The organism is Megalodesulfovibrio paquesii, assembly GCF_054653055.1.
Genome location: NZ_BAAIGQ010000007.1, coordinates 184,621 through 202,756, shown reverse-complemented (window position 1 = coordinate 202,756; position 18,136 = coordinate 184,621). Strand labels below are relative to the sequence as shown.

The 18,136-nt window shown below is 62.0% G+C and carries 14 protein-coding genes; 2 read left to right on the top strand and 12 right to left on the bottom strand.

All coding sequences use genetic code 11. From position 1 onward, the window contains the following. Window positions 1–138: 138 nt before the first annotated feature. Together rfbB and rfbD are read left to right on the top strand one after the other, a co-directional pair. Window positions 139–1,173, top strand: coding sequence for a dTDP-glucose 4,6-dehydratase (gene rfbB / locus ACYQ00_RS17320; RefSeq protein ID WP_460033341.1), 1,035 nt, complete (start codon window positions 139–141; stop codon window positions 1,171–1,173). Further along, window positions 1,170–2,150 (top strand): dTDP-4-dehydrorhamnose reductase, encoded by a 981-nt coding sequence (gene rfbD / locus ACYQ00_RS17315; RefSeq protein WP_460033340.1) that lies wholly within the window; start codon window positions 1,170–1,172, stop codon window positions 2,148–2,150. The genes rfbB and rfbD overlap by 4 nt, the downstream gene beginning before the upstream one ends. An 80-nt stretch (window positions 2,151–2,230) precedes the next feature. Here the strand turns inward: rfbD and ACYQ00_RS17310 are convergent, their stop codons facing one another. The 12 genes from ACYQ00_RS17310 to iorA all read right to left on the bottom strand — a co-directional run bounded on the left by ACYQ00_RS17310 (window position 2,231) and on the right by iorA (window position 18,121). Then, window positions 2,231–3,553: a sigma-54 interaction domain-containing protein gene (locus ACYQ00_RS17310; RefSeq protein WP_460033339.1), complete on the bottom strand. Its 1,323-nt coding sequence runs from the start codon at window positions 3,551–3,553 to the stop codon at window positions 2,231–2,233. A gap of 182 nt (window positions 3,554–3,735) precedes the next feature. After that, a complete protein-coding gene (locus ACYQ00_RS17305) occupies window positions 3,736–4,956 on the bottom strand; it encodes a type II secretion system F family protein (protein ID WP_460033338.1) in 1,221 nt (406 codons plus the stop codon). A 385-nt stretch (window positions 4,957–5,341) separates the two neighbouring features. Beyond that, entirely contained in the window at window positions 5,342–7,189 is a 1,848-nt protein-coding gene (locus tag ACYQ00_RS17300; RefSeq protein WP_460033337.1) for an ExeA family protein, read from the bottom strand. Between the two features lie 45 nt (window positions 7,190–7,234). Continuing rightward, window positions 7,235–8,947: a type IV pilus secretin PilQ gene (gene pilQ, locus ACYQ00_RS17295; protein WP_460033336.1), complete on the bottom strand. Its 1,713-nt coding sequence runs from the start codon at window positions 8,945–8,947 to the stop codon at window positions 7,235–7,237. A gap of 19 nt (window positions 8,948–8,966) precedes the next feature. Further along, window positions 8,967–9,494, bottom strand: coding sequence for a hypothetical protein (locus ACYQ00_RS17290; RefSeq protein ID WP_460033335.1), 528 nt, complete (start codon window positions 9,492–9,494; stop codon window positions 8,967–8,969). Between the two features lie 56 nt (window positions 9,495–9,550). Next, a complete protein-coding gene (locus ACYQ00_RS17285) occupies window positions 9,551–10,150 on the bottom strand; it encodes a hypothetical protein (RefSeq protein ID WP_460033334.1) in 600 nt (199 codons plus the stop codon). Window positions 10,151–10,161: 11 nt separating this feature from the next. Next, the gene (locus ACYQ00_RS17280; protein WP_460033333.1) at window positions 10,162–12,183 is read right to left on the bottom strand and encodes a hypothetical protein; all 2,022 of its coding nucleotides are present in this window, start codon (window positions 12,181–12,183) and stop codon (window positions 10,162–10,164) included. 341 nt (window positions 12,184–12,524) lie between these two features. Then, window positions 12,525–12,743, bottom strand: coding sequence for a hypothetical protein (locus tag ACYQ00_RS17275; protein WP_460033332.1), 219 nt, complete (start codon window positions 12,741–12,743; stop codon window positions 12,525–12,527). A gap of 299 nt (window positions 12,744–13,042) precedes the next feature. Further along, window positions 13,043–13,939, bottom strand: coding sequence for an N-carbamoylputrescine amidase (gene aguB / locus ACYQ00_RS17270; protein ID WP_460033331.1), 897 nt, complete (start codon window positions 13,937–13,939; stop codon window positions 13,043–13,045). Between the two features lie 4 nt (window positions 13,940–13,943). Further along, window positions 13,944–15,551 (bottom strand): sigma-54-dependent Fis family transcriptional regulator, encoded by a 1,608-nt coding sequence (locus ACYQ00_RS17265; RefSeq protein ID WP_460033330.1) that lies wholly within the window; start codon window positions 15,549–15,551, stop codon window positions 13,944–13,946. Between the two features lie 13 nt (window positions 15,552–15,564). After that, a complete protein-coding gene (locus tag ACYQ00_RS17260; RefSeq protein WP_460033329.1) occupies window positions 15,565–16,176 on the bottom strand; it encodes an indolepyruvate oxidoreductase subunit beta in 612 nt (203 codons plus the stop codon). Between the two features lie 13 nt (window positions 16,177–16,189). Next, the gene (gene iorA / locus ACYQ00_RS17255) at window positions 16,190–18,121 is read right to left on the bottom strand and encodes an indolepyruvate ferredoxin oxidoreductase subunit alpha (RefSeq protein ID WP_460033328.1); all 1,932 of its coding nucleotides are present in this window, start codon (window positions 18,119–18,121) and stop codon (window positions 16,190–16,192) included. Between the last annotated feature and the right edge of the window lie 15 nt (window positions 18,122–18,136).

Here is an 18,136-nt window from a genome sequence, read left to right as displayed (position 1 = left end):
AAGATAGAAAATCAGGTTCTCCCATTTCCCGCGCAGCAGCGCACCATATCTCCCGCCTTTGTTGACCCTGGCCCGGCATCGGGGTAGAAGCAAGCCGCACTCTATGCTCACTGCTCACATCTTGCTTAAGGACGCAGCATGCGATTGCTTGTGACAGGCGGTTGCGGTTTCATTGGCGCAAATTACCTGTACTATCTTTTCGAGACTGATCCTGACTGCTTTGTCGTCAATCTGGACAAGCTGACCTACGCCGGCAATCTCCTGTCCGTGACCCCGCTGGAAGAACGCCACGGCCAGCGCCAGGGCGATGGTCGCTATGTCTTCGCCCACGGCGACATTGCCGATGCGGAGCTCATCACCCGGCTGGTGGAGGAGCACCGCATCGAAGCCATCGTCAACTTTGCCGCCGAATCCCACGTGGACCGCTCCATCAACGATCCCACCCCCTTCATGACCACCAACATTCTTGGCGTCCAGACCCTGCTGGATGCCGCCAGGAACATGAAGCTTGAGCGCGTTGTCCACGTTTCCACCGATGAGGTGTACGGGTCCCTCGGACCGGAAGGCAAATTCACCGAAGAAACGCCCCTGGCGCCCAACAGCCCCTACTCCGCCTCCAAGGCTGCGGCAGACCTCCTGTGCCGTGCCTGGTTCCATACCTACGACACCCCGGTGATCGTGACCCGCTGTTCCAACAACTACGGGCCGTTCCAGTTCCCCGAAAAGCTCATCCCCCTGATGATCACCAAGGCCAAGGCCGACGCGGCCCTGCCAGTGTATGGTGATGGCCAGAACATCCGGGACTGGATTTTTGTGCGCGACCACTGCCGGGGGGTGGATCTGGCCCTGCGGCGGGGCACGCCCGGAGAGGTCTATAACTTTGGCGGCAATGCCGAGAAGTGCAATCTCGATGTCGTCAGAACCATTCTCACCGCCCTGGGCAAGCCGGAATCCCTGATCGCCTTTGTCAAGGACCGCCCAGGCCACGACCGCCGCTATGCCATGGACTATTCCCTGGCCGAGCGCACCCTGGGCTTTACCCCGGAATACAGCTTTACCCGCGGCATTCAGGAAACCCTCACCTGGTACAACCAGAATGAGGAATGGGTGGCCAGCGTCCAGAGCGGCGCGTACCTGGCCTTCATGCAACAGTGGTACGGGAGCAGGATATGAGCCAGAACGAGACCATGGATACCGCCATGGAGACCCCCCCGAACGCCTCCACGGCTTCTTCCACGGCGCCTTCCGAAACGCCGGAAACCGATGCCCCCCTGTGCCTGGTGCTGGGCGGCAAGACCGGCATGCTCGGGCAGTCTCTCATGGCTGCGTTGGCCAAGGCCGGCCACAAGACCCTGGCCCAGGGCCGCGACGATGTGGATCTGACCTCGCGCGAGGCCCTGAGCGACTACCTGAAGGCCGTGCAGCCTGCCGTGGTCTTCAATGCCGTGGCTTACACCCTGGTAGACAAGGCCGAGGACGAGCCCGACGACGCCGCCCGCCTGAACAAGACGCTGCCCGAGAATCTGGCCCGTCTTTCCGCGGAACTGGGCTTCAAGCTCATCCACTTTTCCACGGACTTCGTCTTTGACGGCAAGGGGCAGGAACCTTACGAAACCGACGCCCCCACCGGACCGGTCTCGGTCTATGGCCGCACCAAGCTGGCCGGAGAAAACGCCATCCGCGCCGTGAATCCTCCCGGCTGGACCATCTGCCGCACGGCCTGGCTCTTTGGCCCTGGCCGCAAGAACTTCATCACCACCATCCTGAACCTCTGCCGCTCCCGGGACACGGTGAGTGTGGTGGATGATCAGATCGGCTCGCCCACCTGTACCGTGGATCTGGCCCAGCACGCGGTGCAACTGCTGGACGCCGGGGCTTCGGGACTCTTCCACGTGGTCAACGCCGGCGAGGCCAGCTGGTGCGAACTGGCCACCGAGGCCGTGCGCCTGACCGGTCTGCCGTGCAAGATTTCCCCCATCCCCACCAGCGGCTACCCCACCAAGGCCACGCGGCCGGCCTGGTCCGTACTCTCCACGGCAGCCTTCACCGCGGCCACGGGCGTCACCCCCCGGCCCTGGGCCAAGGCCCTGCGGGACTACATCTTTACCGACCTGAAAGACTTCCTGGAGCCCCAGGCCAGCCGGAACTAAGTGCACAGCCACACGCCCGGGCAGAGGCGGCCGCCTCCTGTTGGAGGGCCAGCCCCCGAGCCGGGCGTGTGGCTGAGACGTTATTGTGCGGTTTTGATGGCGTTCACATCCACGCCGAGCTTGCGGATGCGGTGCCAGAGGCTTCTATCCTTGATGCCAAGCAGTTCCGCAGCCTTGGTCTGCACGCCACCGGTTTTGGCCAGGGCGGAGACAATGAGCTTGCGCTCCACCTGCTCCAGATAGGCGTCCAGCTCCAGGGCTTCATTGAGCTCCAGATCTTCCTTGGTCACCACCGCGGTCTGGGCCACGTGCCCGGCCAGATGCCGGGCCTGGATGACCCCTTCCTCGGCCAGCACGGCGGCGCGCTCCATGATGTTGCGTAATTCGCGGACGTTGCCCTGCCATTGCCCGCCCAGAAGCAGCTGCATGGCTTCCGAGGAAAGCTGCATCCCCGGGGCAAATTTCTCCAGAAAATGGGTGGCCAGCAGGGGGATGTCCTCGCGGCGCTTGCGCAAGGGCGGCAGCATGATGGGAAACACATTCAGGCGATGATACAGATCCTCACGGAACTGGCCTTTCTCGATCATGTCGTGAAAGTCCTTGTTGGTGGCCGCGATGAGCCGTACGTCAAAGTAGATGGTCTTGGTGCCGCCCACGTGCTCGCAGGAGCCGGTTTCCAGGGCACGGAGAATCTTGGCCTGCGTTTCCATGGGCATGTCCCCGATTTCGTCGAGGAACAGCGTGCCCGTGTCCGCCAGTTCAAACTTGCCCTTCTTCAGGGCTGTGGCGCCGGTGAAGGCGCCGCGCTCATGGCCAAAGAGTTCGCTTTCCAGCAGTCCCGGCGGGATGGCTGCACAGTTCAGGGCAATGAAGGGCTTGTCCCGGCGTTTGCTGTGGCGGACGATGGCCTGGGCGATCACTTCCTTGCCTGTGCCGGATTCGCCGGTAATCAGCACGGTGGCCTCGGAGGGAGCCACCTTGAGTATCTGCCGCAACACCCCGCGCATGACCTGGCTTTCCCCAATAATTTCCGGGAAGTGCTCGCGGGCGTCCATCTTGCTCAAAAAATCGGTAATCTGGTTGAACACGGCAGTGTAGCGGGTCAGTTCGTCGCGGCCCTTGGCCTTGCCGTTCTCCGCGCTCAGCACGGCAGGAAGCTGTTCGGCCTCCCGGATGAACTGCTCCACCGGGCGCAGGATGGTCCGCGAGATGATCCAGCCGGCCACAAACGCCAGGCCCGTGAGCCCCACACCGCCGCCAATCAGATACGGCCAGGGGTTCAGCCGCAAGGCCAGGCAGTAAATGGTGATCTGATAGCACACGACCATCGTCAGCACCACCAGCCCCGTGATGATCAGAGGCACGGTGATGGTCAGACGGATATGGTAGTTGCGTGGCTTCATCAAAGCGCCGCCCGATTGCCTGCCCGGCAGTGTGCTCTGCGGATTGACCAGCTGCCGGGCCAGTTGCCGGGCCAGTTGCCGGGCCAGCAGCCGGGACTGGTTGGGAACCCCTGCCTGCCCCCAAGAGAGCAGACGCTGCGCCAGCCCCCCCCGGGCTGGCGGCTGGCGCAGCTGGCGTTGCCTCAGTGGACCATTTTGGTCAGGTCGAAGATGGGGAACAGGATGGCCGCGGCAAAAAAGCCCACCACCACGGCCAGGGCCACAATAAGAATGGGCCCGATGAGTTCACTCATCCGCTGGACCTGATACTCCACCTCATAGTCGTAATGCTTGGCCATTTCCCGCATCATGGCGTCCAGTTCCCCTGTTTCTTCCCCGATGGCAATCATGTTGATGATCATGGGGGTAAAGTTACGGGACTGGCGCAACGGGCCGGAAATGCCGCGGCCTTCCTGCAGCTTTTCCCGGAGATTGTCGAACTCCAGGGAGATGGCGGCGTTGCCGATGGTGTTGGAGATGATGCCCACGGACTCCAGCACGGAGACGCCGCTGGACTGCAACAGCGAAAAGATGGAGGCAAAGCGCGCCATGGCGCCCTTGCGAAACACGGGGCCGATGATGGGCAATCGCAGGAGCATGCGGTCGCGCACCAGCTTGCCGCTTTCTGTTCGCAAGTACATGAAGGTGGCCACAATGGCGCTGACCACCACCACCACCATGATCATCCAGTACTGGTCCAGCATCTTGTACATGATGATGCAGATCTTGGTGGGAAGGGGCAGCTCGATCTTGGCCTTTTCAAAGGTGGTAACAAAGGCCGGGATGACGAAAGTGAGCAGGAAGATGAACGCACCCACCAACAACACAATGACGATGATGGGATACGTCAGGGCGGATTTGATCTGCTTTTTGACCTTGTGCTCGTGCTCAATGATGTAGATGAGCCGGTCCAGCACCTCCGGCAGTGTCCCCGCGACTTCCCCGGCGCGCAGCATGCTGCAGTACAAGTGCGAAAATACCGAGGAATGCTTGGAGAAGGCATTGAACAACGAAGCACCCTGCTTGATGTCCTGCCCGATTTCCACCACCACGGACTTGAGCTTGGGGTTGGTGGTCTGCTGCTCCAGCACGTCCAGAAGCGCGATGATGGACAAGCCGGCGTTGAACATGGTGCGGAACTGCTTGGTGAACAGGATGAGCTCCGGCACCGTGACGGTGGAGAGCGCGTTGTTCAGCCTGGTAAACACCCCGCCGGCACCGGCATCCTCGCCCTTCACAACCTTGGACGGCAACAACCCGCGCTGTACGAGGATTTGCCGGGCCTCATCCGCGGAATCCGCTTCCAGCGTGCCGGTGGTCGTGCTGCCCGACTCGGTGACAGCCTGATAGGAAAAGGTGGCCATAGTTCGCTACATCCTCAGGGGGGTCGCCCGGGGTCTGGCCCGCGTTGCCCTGTGCCGAACGGCGGCACAGGCAAGGGGCGTGATGCCAAGGGCCGCCTTTGCCGGCGGCTGCTTCCTTCAACCTAGCACGTGGCCCGTCACCCTGCCTGCATGTCCCGGCCATGGCCAGCTGGGAGCCGGCTGCCGTTGCGGACGATGCGGCACTCCCGGTGTGTTGCCATGTCCTGCACCAACCTGCCACGTTGTATCAGTGGGGCGGCCTGTACCGCCGGCCCAACAGTCCCCTCTCGGGCAGGACACGCCGTTGTATCCATATCTCATGCGCAAGGAAGTGACAAGCAAGCCCCCGCTGCGCGCGTCTTGCGTCATCATCTGTGCCTTGGGCCTAGTGCAACCCCTCGCCCGAGCCTGCGGCAGGCAGTTGCACGGAGGCGGTTTCCTTGCGGAAGCTGGCCAGGATGATGTCTCCTTTGCGGTGCATGTCGCGCACCACTTTGGCGCCGGGCTGGAACATGGCCGGCAGTTCCCGCAGGGCCAGGGCTGCGGCATGTTCGGACTGGAATTCGCTGGCTTTGAGAATGGCGAACAGTCTGCGCGAGCCTTCCACCTGCTGTGCGGCCATGGCCACATCCAGCCCCTGGTCCCGCAGGCCCTGCAGCACATCGACCATCAGTTGCAAGGATTCATCCTGCGTGATCTGCACCACATAGCCGGCGACCGCAGCGGCCGCCTCGCCATGGTCCTGTTCGGGCAGCTGAACGGCTGCGCCGGCTGGCAACTGTTCCTGCAGTTCGGGGTTCAGCAACCGGAAGCGACCCTGCAGCCCGGGATTGCTCTGGCCATACACCAGCTGCAGCAAGGCCTGGACAGACATTTCGCGGGAAGTGGTGTATGTGCCAAGGCTTGGGGGCTGTGCCACGGGCGCTGCCAGCGCGTTGCTGGCCGCGACTGCCTGCGACGGCTCGGCTTGGGCACTGCCGGCAGGTTCCGGAATAGCGGCGGGAGCGGATTCGGCTGCAGCCAGTCCCTGGGCGGCAGGCACCGGCGCCGCGGGCGATGCCGGTGCGGGATGGGCCTGGTTGCCTTCCTCCGGCAGTGGCGTGGGCAGCGCCTGCGTGCGGGCGGTGCCGGGGTCGCCAAGAGCCTCCACGCCGGGCGTGGCCTCCACGGCCGAGGTCCGGGTGGACTCGGGCATGAGCAGGGCTCCCACGGCAAGGCTCCCAGCCAGCACAAACCCGGCCATGGCCACTCCATGGGCCAGACGCAGGTTGCGTGGCTTGCGCGGCCTGGCGGGTGCGGCCCCAGGGGAGCCGGTCGCGCCACCGGTCAGGCTTGCGGCAAGACCAGACAGACCTGGCAGGCCGGACTTGCGGGCGGAGGGCGCAAACAGCGGGGCTTGTGGCTGAATCAGATCGGCCACCCGGGCGTTGCAGGCATGCACCAGCCGCCAGCCGGCCACGCTCTGGTTTCGCAGGATACAGCCAAGCATGACCTTGTGACAAAGGCGAACGATTTTCCTGGGATAGCCGCCGGTGATGCGGTGCACGGCCAGGTATCCCAAAAAGGTGAACCGTTCCTTGCCCTGTGCCGACTTGGCGGCTCTGGCCATGCGATGCCGGATCATGGCCCGGGTTTGCAGGAAGTTCAATGGTCCAAGGACGGTGAATTCGTTCACGCGATCCGCCACATTGGGGTGCTTGCGGATCAGCTCTGCAAATTCCGTCTGGGCAAAAATGACGATCTGCAACAACTTGGTATTGTTGGTCTCGTAATTTAGCAGTTCGCGCAGCACTTCCAGGCAGGTGTGGGAAATCTTCTGCCCTTCGTCAATAATCAGCGTCACCAGCTTGCCATCGTCCACAGCTGTTCTGAAAAGCTGGTTCTTCACGGCCTCCTTGAGCTGCCATTCGCTGAGCCCGGCGGGGGCGTCCTCTTCCAGGAACATGCTGTAGAGCACTTCGAGCATGGCCTTGGCCGAGGAGAATTGCGGATCCAGCAGCAGGTGGGAGCGGACGGCGGCATCGCGGTTCAGGTTCCTGAGCAGCAGCCGGCACAAGGTGCTTTTGCCTGCGCCGACCTCGCCCAGGACCACGTTGAGGCCGCGCATGAGCCGTACGGAAATCTCCAGCCTGTGCAAGCAGTCCAGGTGCTGGGGGGACTCGTAGAAGAACTCCGGATCCGGGGAGTTGGAGAAGGGCTCTTCCTTCAGGTCCAGCAGATTCAGGTAGCTCATGGCGCGGCCTCGTGCATTCGTCACAGGGTGTGGGATGTCCGTGCGTTACTGCTTGACGGTTTCTTCGGACTTCACCTTGCGGTCGATTTCCTCGATGGAGTTCTGGATTTCCCCGGGAGCCCATTCGGCAAGGATGGTGGGCGTGAGGAAGACCAGGATCTCCGCGGTTTCGTCGCTCTTGCTTTCACCCTTGAAGAGCCAGCCCAGGACCGGAACGTCCTTGACATATGGCAGGCCGTAGTTGTTGTTCACTTCGCGCTTGATCTGCAGACCGGAGATGACCACGGTTTCCTTGTTCTGAATCACCAGGGCGGTCTGGGACTTGCGCTTGTCAATGCTGGGATAGCCGTACACGGTGTCCGCAAAGTTGACGGAATCCTGGGTAACGAGGATATCCATGCGCATGAACTTGTCATCAATGACATGGGGGCGGATGCGCAGTTGCAGCAGGGCTTCCTTGAACTCCACGTTCACTTCGTCCGAAGTGGAGACGGGGTACGGCACTTCTTGCCCGTTTTCGATGACGCCCACTTCATTGTCCATGGTGACGATGGAGGGGCTGGAGAGAATCTTGACCAGATTTTCATCTTCCAGGGCGTTCAGCTGCACTTCCAGGAAGTTCTCGCCAAGCACCCCGAAGATCAGGCCCATGGACGCGCCGCTGGTGAGGGTTTCCTTCATGAAGTTCATGCCATAGCCCGTGGGAGCAGCGCCAATGCCCAGGGGGTTGGTAAAGGTATACGTGCCGTCGTCATCCACCTCGCCGTTCTGCGTACCAGGGATGACGTACAAGTCCTGGTAGCCGTCCACGCGCTCGTTGCGCATCCAGAAGCCGTAGCGCATGCCCAGATCCCGGGCCACCGCGGTCGTGGTTTCGACGATGTTGGCCTTGATCTTGACCTGCTTCTGGGGCCGGTCAAGCTTGTCGATGATGGCAAAGGCCCGTTCCATCTTCTCAGGATTGGTCGTGATGATCAGGGAGTTGGTGGCCGTATCCAGGGAGACGGTGCCGTCCAGACAACCTTCAAAGTCGACGGTTTCCTGGGTTTCCTTGGCCGCCTTTTCACTGGCGACATCCGCAGTGCGGGTGTAGCTGGACAGTTCGATCTTCTGCTTCTGCTCGTCCTTGGCGCACTCACGCTGCAACACCACGCGCAGGATGGTTTCGCCCAAGGTCAGCAGCTTGTTGTTGTACCGGATGGGAACCACCTCGGTCACGTCGTCGTAGCGCAACTGCCGCAGCAGCTTCTTTTCCTTTTCGGCCTCGTTGATGGCCTTCAGGATATCCGCGTCGTTCTTGACGTCATCCAGGGTCATGACCCGGAGGATCTCGCCTTCCCAACGATAGGTCAGCCCGTTGGTATTGACGATGCCCTTGAAGACCTGATCCCAGGGCTTTTTATCAATGTTCACGGTAACCTTGCCGGCGACATTGGGCGAGATCATCACACTCTGATTGCCGGCACGGGACAGGGCCTTGAGCACAGCGGCCAGGTCGGCATCATGCATGCGCAGGGAGACCAGGCGGGAGGGCAAGGGTTTCTCCTCCTTGTCCACCTGGGGCTGCGGACGCCGGCGTTCCGAAGGTTTGGGGGCCTTGTATGTTGGCGAGTGCCCCTGTGCTTGTTCTGAAACGGCCTTCCACTTTTCCAGGAAGGCGTCCTTCTGAGGCTCCTGCTTCTTGCAGCCTGCAGCCGCCGCGATGACGACCAGGACCGTCACTGCCAGGACCATGCGTGGAGTAAGGCGCGTGTTCATAAGGCGTTCCTGTTCCGTTTTAGTAAAGGGTGAGGGGATCTTCGGCGAGAGGCAGCAGGTACTGGTCCACGATGTCGCCCGTGGAGTTCCGCTGGCCGAGGATCACCTCGTTCTCTTTGATGTTGGTCAAAAACACACCCTGGGCATCGGCAATTTCCTCGCCGGTCTCGTATTCAAGACCGTTGATGATGGCGAAGAGATGTTCGTCGATTTCCACAAACCCCGTGTACTGCAGCTTGAGGGATTCGGCCGAGAGCAGCTGCGCTCCCTGTGCCTGCTGTTGCTGCTCCACGGCGTCACGAACACGGTTGTAAAACGGATCGCTGGTCCACTTGCTTTCCGCCTGTTCCAACTTGTACAGTTCCAGGTCCGTGAATTTTTCCTGCTGGGCCTCGGCCATGACTTTGGCCTTGATGGCTTCCAGCTGGTCGTTGGAAATCTGCACTTCCGCAGGCCCGGCCTTGCCGCCGCCTGCGAGGTAGTAGAAGAGAAACCCGACAAGCAGAACGCCGACGGCGATCAGCAGCATTTGTTCTCGTTTGGCCATGGCGTGCACCTTTCCTTGCGTGGCTCTCGTGGCGCTTCAGTTAACGTCAGTTGCCGCTACTTTTTGGCCGGCTTGGCCGGCTTGGCAGGCTGGGCCGCTGCCGGCTCCGTGGCGTTGCTGGAGAGCACGGCCAGGCGGAGTTTCATGGTGTAGATGAGGCCCTGTGCAGCCTCCTGCGCCACGATCTGCTGGATATGCTTGACGTATTGAATGGCGCCAAGTTTTTTCAGGAATTCCCGGAACTTTCCATAGTCGCCCGAGAACTCGCCATTGACCAGGAGCTGGTTTGGATCCTCGGCAAGGGAGGAGGGATCGGGCTGAATGTTTGTGGCGTCAATGCCCGCCAGGGTGGCCATGCGGTCGATCATGTCCGTGGCCTTGTCCACCTCATCCTGCTTCATGGGCACGGTCTGCACCAGCTCCAGCTCGTTGAGCACCTTGCGGTCGTATTCCGCACGCAGCTTCACGTAGATGGGGTACAAGGATTCCTGCTTCCGGATTTCGCCTTTGGTGCGGGCGATATCGGTATCAAGCCGGGCCACCTTGTTCTTTGCTTCCACGTTGCCAAAGTAGGCCACCAGCAGGATGGCTGCCAGGTAAATCCCAATCTTCACCAGGCTCTGCTTGGGAATGCTCATGGGTTTCATCTCGGCCATGGCGATTCTCCTCACATCATGTTGATATGCACCGTGAAGCGAAGCACCGACCCGGAGGTGCTGAACTCTTCCACGGAGCGCTTGTGAATGATGGGCAACCCGAAGAGCTTGGAGTTCTCCAGCCGGATCATGAAGCTGGTGAGCACCAGATCGTAGTTGTTCGGATCGCCGAGAACCACGCCGTCGAGAATGAGCAGTCTGGGAATGCGGTCCTGGTTGGACTTGCTCCCGGACTTCTTGCCAGTGGCAGCCTTTTCGGGAAGATCAGCGCCGAATTCCATGTCCATGGACACGATGCGCACTTCGGAAGGGGTGAGTTCCGAAACTTCCTTGATGACCGCCAGGCTTTCGTAAATCTTGGAGGCTCGCTTGAGCTGCCTGTTTTTCTCGTTGACCTTCTTGGCCCACTTGAGCAGCTCTTCTTCCGAAGCAGGCGGCGCGTACTGGGCCAGCTTGGTCTTTTGCAGGGAAAGCTCGGCTTCCCGGTCACTGATGACCGATTGCTGCCAGACAAACACCCCGCCCAGCAGGGCCACAGCCGCCAGAAAGCCGAGGAAGACAACCATGTCCACCCGCTTGAGCTGGCGCTGCTTTTCCTTGTCCTTGTACGTGAACAGCAGGTTGGGGGTGATGGCATTGCTGGACAGCCCCAGGGCCACCACCAGATTGTAATCCAGGCGCTCGCTGGGCGAGAGCGCTCCGGCCGAGGCACCGCCCGCCAGACCGCCAGGACCCAGGGGGTCCATCAGCTGATGCGCAATGCCCAGCTGGGCCTGAATAAAATCGATGAGCAGCTGATTGGAGCAAATCTCGCCGGAGAAGAAGATTTTCTCCACGCGATCCTTGCCCATGGTGGTGGTGTGATATTCGAAAGTGCGCTCCACCTGCCGCACCAGGCGCTCAACAGCCGGGCGGATCATGCGCAGCACTTCCTGCTCGGAGAGCTCTGCCCCGGCCTCGCCCACCGCCAGGGACTGCCCCAAGAGCTTGGCCCGCAATACGTGTTTGGCCTGATCCACGGACATGGCCCTGGTGGGCGCCATGGGGGCCAGCTCGGTCTCGTCATCCAGCTGCAGGTTGATGACCGAGTCGCCCGGCATGGAGATGTCCCCGCCGCCGCGGCCCATCATGTTGTAGTTCTCCATCAGGGCTTCCACCATGGAGTTGGTGCCAGCCTTGATGCCGCGGGAGAGCACGATGTTGTCATCAATAAGAATGTCGATGCGGGACCAGTTCCGGCCCACGTACAGATGCGCATACGTCTTGGCAGAAGCTTCGATCCAGCGGCTGCGGAACAGCGTCTGGACTGCGATGGGGGAGATGGTTGCCCCACTCAGCTTGATGCCGGCGCGGGCGAACAGGGTTTTCAGGTCCTCCACCTGCTTGCGCGGAGCCAGGTAGACCATGATGGAAATCTTGGGCTGCCCCTTGTCCATCACCTCGCCCTGCACTTCAAAATCCAGGACGAATTCGCGTTCGTCGAACTGCTTTTCCTTCTTCACGGTCCAGAAGACCGCTTCCTGAATCTGACTGCGAGGCACCTTGGGAATGAGCACATGCCACAACTCTGCCTTGGCCGAGGAGATGAGCGACCAGCACTCATACCCCTTGGTTCCGCCGGCGAACTTGCGGATCTCGGCAGCCAGGAACCCGGCAAAGCCGGGTGAGTCCGGCGTCTCGCCCGAGACATACGGCACCCGGGACACGCCCAGCAGTCGGGAACGACCGCTGGACTGACTGACCTTGGCCAGCCGCAGACTATCCGGACCGATGTCCACGCCGACCACCAGGCCAGACCCGCTCCCCTTGACCTTTTTGGATGCAGCCAGAGACAAACGCCGCGAGGCAGGCTTACCCTGCCCTGCTCCGGCCTTGCCCTTGGCAGAAGCATCCACCGCAGACACAGAGGGCGCGTCGACGAGCTCGATCTGCTCGTGCGGCGCTGCCGCCTTCGCACCGGCCTCGCCCTTGCCCTTGCCGCGGATGATGTCCAGCAGCCGCTCCGTCGATGTCGTCTTGCCACCAGCCGCCATAATTGCTCTCCGGTTGCTGCCTCGCCGCCCCGCCACACTTGCCGGGACCGCCTTGCGACCCGCCGCCCGACCCGCCCTCACACCCCTGCAACGCATGTTGCACACTGCAGGCTACTGTGAATCAGCTGCGTATCGGGCTGCCACTCCCACATCTCACCAGTTGCCGGAGTCCTTTCCAGCACACACAACTCTGCTTTCGGGTCTGGTTATACCGCAGTCCAAACGCAATGGCAAGCAGAAATCTGATGTTTTGATCTACTTTGAACTCTATTTGCTCTCTATATCTGAAGCAACAACTGCAATACAACAGTTCTAAAATTTCTCTAGAGTTTTTATAACATTCATCTTGAAGAATAACTCCGTGTCTCTTCGGATATTATTGGCTTTTTTGTCGCCAGATTCTGCACGGGAAAACCCCTATATTTCGCCAAAATTATCGTCACATCTGTCAGATTCAGTTTCACATCCAGCTCCAGAGAAACAAAAGAAACTACATGCTCATACTCAGCCTCATGTCTGTTATGATTCGCCGCAATACCACCTTTGCATGCTTCTTCCATGCGTTTTATACCTGTAAGTCAAAGAAGCATTGAAGTTGAGCGGCAGTTTTACAACATCAACCTCGCAATTTCAGTGTATCTGCTGCGTTTGGCGGGCCTGGGACGGCGCCGTTACGTTCTTGCAGCAACTCCGCGGTGCAACACCTTGCACAACCGTGATGCCGGGTGGCCCGGGAATGTATCAGGATTTCACCCCGAAACGCAGAAGGCCCCCAGCGCAGGCATTGCACTGGGGGCCTTCTGCTGCGCGCCTTCACCGTGAATTGAACGGGAGGGGCGCGCGATATGCGGCCGTCAGGTCAGGACAGCGGCGGCACCGGCGCCGGGGACGTGACGAGGGTGCGGTAGCATTCCGGCCGGCGGTCGCGGAAGAATCCCCAGATGCGTTTCTGCTCGCGCAGGGCATCCAGATCGAACCGCACTGTGCGCACGGTTTCTTCCTGGCGATCCGCCTGGGCCGCGATGGCGCCGGTGTAGTCCGTGATGAACGAGGTGCCGTAGAAGGTGGTGCTGCAGCAGACGCCGTGCTCCGTGCCCACGCGATTGGCCGCGACCACGGGCGTGAGGTTTGCGCCGGCGTGGCCTTGCATCACGCGCTGCCAGTGCGGCTGGGTATCCGTGCCGGGCTCTTCGGGTTCGGAGCCGATGGCCGTGGGGTACAGGAGCACGTCCGCCCCAAGCAGGGTCATTGCCCGGGCAGCCTCGGGGAACCACTGGTCCCAGCAAATGCCCACCCCTACCCTGCCGTAGCGGGTTTCGTGCACCAGGAAGCCCGTGTCTCCGGGAGTAAAGAAGAACTTCTCCTCGTAGCCAGGGCCGTCGGGAATGTGCGTTTTGCGGTACAGGGGTTTGGGCGTGCCGTCGGCATCCACCAGCACGCAACTATTATAATAGATGGGACCGGAAGGAGCCTCCGCCCTTTCAAAAAAGCTCACGGGCAGCACCACCTCCAGCTCCGCGGCCAGGGCCGAGAGCCGCTGCACATCCGGGTGCCCGGCCAGGGGTTTGGCCATGGCGAAGAAGGCGGGGTCCTTGTCCTTGCAGAAGTACGGCGTGGTCAGCAGTTCCTGCAGGCAGATGACCTGCGCGCCCATGCCTGCGGCCTGACGCACCAGTTCGCAGGCCTTCTCCAGGGTACGGGCCTCGCTTTCTTCCCAGGCCAGCTGGACAGTGCCAAGGGTCAACGGAAGGGTCATGCGATCACGTCCTGTACGTGGGCTTGGTGCGCTGGGGCGCGGAGAATTTCTTGGCGTCCAGCCCGTACTTTTTGACCTTGTAATTGACGATGCGATAGCTTACGCGCAGGTCCCGCGCGGCCTGCAGCATGTTGCCGCGGGCCTTTTTGAGGGCGTCCACCAGGATTTCCTGTTCAAACTTGGCCACAGCCTCGCAGAAGGAAAGGTTGTTCTCCGTGGAGGAGCTTTCCGCCGTCTGCAGGGAAGGCGGCATGTGGTAAGTGCGGATGACTTCCTCATCGCAGACCAGCACGGCGCGTTCGATGCAGTTTTTCAGCTCGCGGACGTTGCCGGGCCAGTGATACTGGGTCAACAGGTCAATGGCCGGGGTGGAGATGCGTTTGATTTCCTTGGCGTACTCTTCAGAATACAGACGCAGGAAATGCTCGGCCAGGGGCAGAACATCCTCGCGCCGCTCGCGCAGGGGTGGGATAAAGATGGGGAAGACGTTGATGCGGTAATACAGATCTTCCCGGAACCTGCCCTTTTCCACAAGCTCTTCCAGGGGCTGGTGCGTGGCGCACACCAGACGCACATCCACGGTGACGCTGTGCTCGCTGCCCAGGCGCTGGATCTCCTGCTCCTGGATGGCTCGCAGCACCTTGGCCTGGGCGCCGGTGGAGAGTTCGCCGATTTCATCCAGAAAGAGCGTGCCCTGATGCGCCAGCTCAAAGAGGCCTTTTTTGGTTTGCACTGCCCCGGTGAACGCGCCCTTCTGGTAGCCAAAGAGCTCGCTTTCCACCAGTTCCGAGGGCAGCGCCGCGCAGTTCAGCTTGATGAAGGCCTTGTCGCGTCGGGGGCTGGCATTGTGGATGGCTTCGGCCAGCAGTTCCTTGCCCGTGCCGGATTCGCCACGCAACAACACCGTGGCCCTGCTGGGGCCGACCTGGGCCGTCTGGCTCAGGACCAGGCGCATGGCCTTGGAGGCGGCCACGATGTTTGCGCCCACGGCGCCATGCTCCAACTGGCCGTTGGTGTACAGTCCCTGGGCCATGAGATGGCGCTGGCGGGCCATTTCCTCCTGGAGATAGGCCGCCTGGGTGGCAATCATCCCGGCCACCACCTCCAGAAAACGGCTCTGCGCCTCGAGCACTTCCAGGTCGTCGCAGGGGGAGTCCACGGAAAGGGTGCCGATGATTTCCGGCCCGTGTTCCTGGTCCCGGTTGGGGGCCAGCACAGGCACGCAGAGGAAGGCCAGGGAGGCCAGCTCCGCCTCGCTACGGCCAAAGGCCTTGTTCAGGAAGGCCGGGTGCTCCTTCATGCGGGGCACCACCAGGGGCTGCCCGGTCGTGAAGACCTGGCCGGTCACGCCCTGCCCCGGCTCGTAGGTGGTCTGTGCGTTTTTGACTTGCCCGTGGGTCAGAGACAGCTTGAGGTGCTGGGTTTCAGGGTCGAAAATCATCAGATGCGGCCGCTGAAAGCCGTGGTTTTCCGCCAGGACTTTCAGGATGTTTTTCAGGCTGATCTGAAACGGCGCCTGCGGTCCCATGCCGGCGATGATCTGCCGCAAGGTGCCCAGGTACGGCGCAAGGTCGCGCGAGAGATCCCTGCCGAGGGTGGCGTGTGCAATCATGCTTCCTCCTTCGTCAGCGTGCCGGGGATGCGCTCCACTGGCTGGCGGTGGCCACGCCCAGGGCGATGGCTTTGAGATTGAGCTCCGCCAGGGCCGGCTTGAGTGTATCGCGCACGATGTCTTCCAGCGCGTCGGGGCCAAAGGGCAGCACGCCCAGGGCCAGCGCCGCGCCAAGCAGGGCCAGGTTGCCGCTCTGCACCGCGCCGGCCTGTTCACCCAGGCTGCGGCAGGGCAGGAAGTGGCAGCAGCCGGAACACGCGGTGGCCGCCTGGACAATCACCTCCAACCCGGGCCGGGTTTCCTTGCCCAGGCAAACATTTACCGGCTCAATGAAGTCCGAAGAGGAAACCACCGTTCCCCCGCTGCGCAGCATGGGCAGGGCCCGGTAGGTTTCCAGGGGCTCGAAGCCCAGCAGCAAATCGGCTTCGCCAGGGCCCACGCGCGGGCTCATCAGCCCGCCAAGCAGAATGGTGGACTCCACCACCCCGCCGCGCTGGGCCATGCCGTGCACCTCGCCGGAAGTGACCTGAATGCCCTGCTTGAGCGCCACCTTGGCCAGGAGGGTGGTGGCCGTCAGGGTGCCCTGGCCTCCCACGCCGGTCATGAGAATTCGCATCGGTTTCATCCCCTTCCCTCCTCTACTTTTTACGCGCCTTGATGGAAGGGGCGATCTGCCCGCAGAACATGCAGCCACTGCAGGTTTCCGGATCCACAGCCACCTCGCTGCCCGAACGCACGAACGCCGGACAGGCCAGGGTTTCCAGACACATCTCAACCGCCGCGCCCTGTTCCTTCACCTCCGCCGTCACAGCCACCTTGCGCTTGAGCACCCGCTTGGCAAAGAGGGCGCAGGGCTCCTTGGCAATGAGCACCTTCACGCCGGGCTTGTCCCGAAGCTCCTTCAGGGCCTTGATGGTGGCGTTCAGGCGGGAGGGGTTGACCGTGAGCACCTGTTCCACGCCCAGGCTGCGGACAATGGGTTCGATGTCCAGCTGGGCCTGGCCCATGGCCAGGGCGGCGGCGTCCGCCCCGGGGTGAGGCTGGTGGCCGGTCATGGCTGTGGTCTGGTTGTCCAGAATGACCAGGAAGAGGTCGTAGTTGTTGTGCACCGCATTGAGCAGGCCGGTGATGCCGGAGTGGAAGAAGGTCGAATCCCCGATGAAAGCCAGGACCGGCTTCTCCGAAAAACGCGCAAACCCCGAGCCGGCGGAAACGGAGGAGCCCATGCAGACCAGGAAATCCGCCGTCTTCAGGGGAGGCAGCATGCCCAGGGTGTAGCAGCCGATATCCGAGGAATAGATGGCATCGTCACCGAATTCCTGGCGCACGGCGTAGTACAGGGCGCGGTGCGAGCAGCCGGCGCACAGGTTCGGCGGCCTGAGCGGCAGGCCCTGGACCGACTCCACCGGCGCGCAGGCTTCCACCTGCGGCAGGGGCAGATCCAGCAGCATGCACAGGGCCCGCTTGACCTGATAGGTGTCGTACTCGCCAAAGCGCGGCAGGCCGGTGGCCGCGGAACGCTGCACAAAAGCCTGGCCGGCGGTCTGTTCGTCGAGCTTGCCGAAAATATGGATGGGCAGCCCCAGGCGCTGGGCCAGGGCGCGCACTTCCATCTCCACCATGGGCTCCAGCTCCTCCAGCACGAGCAGCTGGCGGCATTCCCGGAGCATGGTGGTGATGGCTGCCTCGGGCAGCGGGTAGCTCAGGCCGAGATCCAGAATCCGCAGCCGGGAGGCGGCAGCGTCGCCCAGTTCCATCACGGCGTCATGCAGATAGGCGCGGGCGATGCTGCAGGCGATGACAGCCGTATCCCCCTGCCCACGCACGGGGTTCCACGAAGAGCCTTCGGCCTCGCCCACCATGGCCTGCATGTGGTCCAGCAGGGCCAGACGCATGGGCCGGGCGCAGGCCGGCACGGGCACGTACCTCCTGGGATTGCGGACAAACGGCACAGACTCCACGGTTTCCGGCAGCGGGCCAAAGGTGCAGGGGCCGCGCATGTGCGAGACACGGGTGGTGGTCCGCAAAATCACGGGCCGGCCTGTGCGGCGGGCCAGGAGCAGCGCGTCCCGGGCCATGTCCTTGCATTCCTGCACCGTGGCAGGTTCGAAGACCGGGAAGAACCCCAGCCGGGCATAGGTACGGGAATCCTGTTCATTCTGGGAGGAGTGGCAGCCCGGATCATCCGCAGCCAGGAGCACCAGCCCGCCGGGAGCGCCAGTGTAGGCCACGGTCATGAGCGGGTCCGCAGCCACGTTCACGCCCACGTGCTTCATGGTCACCAGGGACAAGGCGCCGGCAAGGGCCGCGCCGGCAGCCACTTCCATGGCCACCTTTTCGTTGGTGGAATACTCGAAATAAAACGGGGCGCTCTCGCCATCGGTCAGTCTGACGCGATGAAACGTGTCCGGCACTTCGGACGACGGCGTGCCCGGATAGCAGGCGACGCACTGGATGCCTGCCTCCAGCGCGCCGCGAACAATGGCCTCGTTGCCCAGCAGCAGCTCGACGGTGCCGGCTGCCGACTTCAAAAGAGGATGCCGGAACGAATGACTTGGGGGATGGCTCATTACTCCCAATATCTC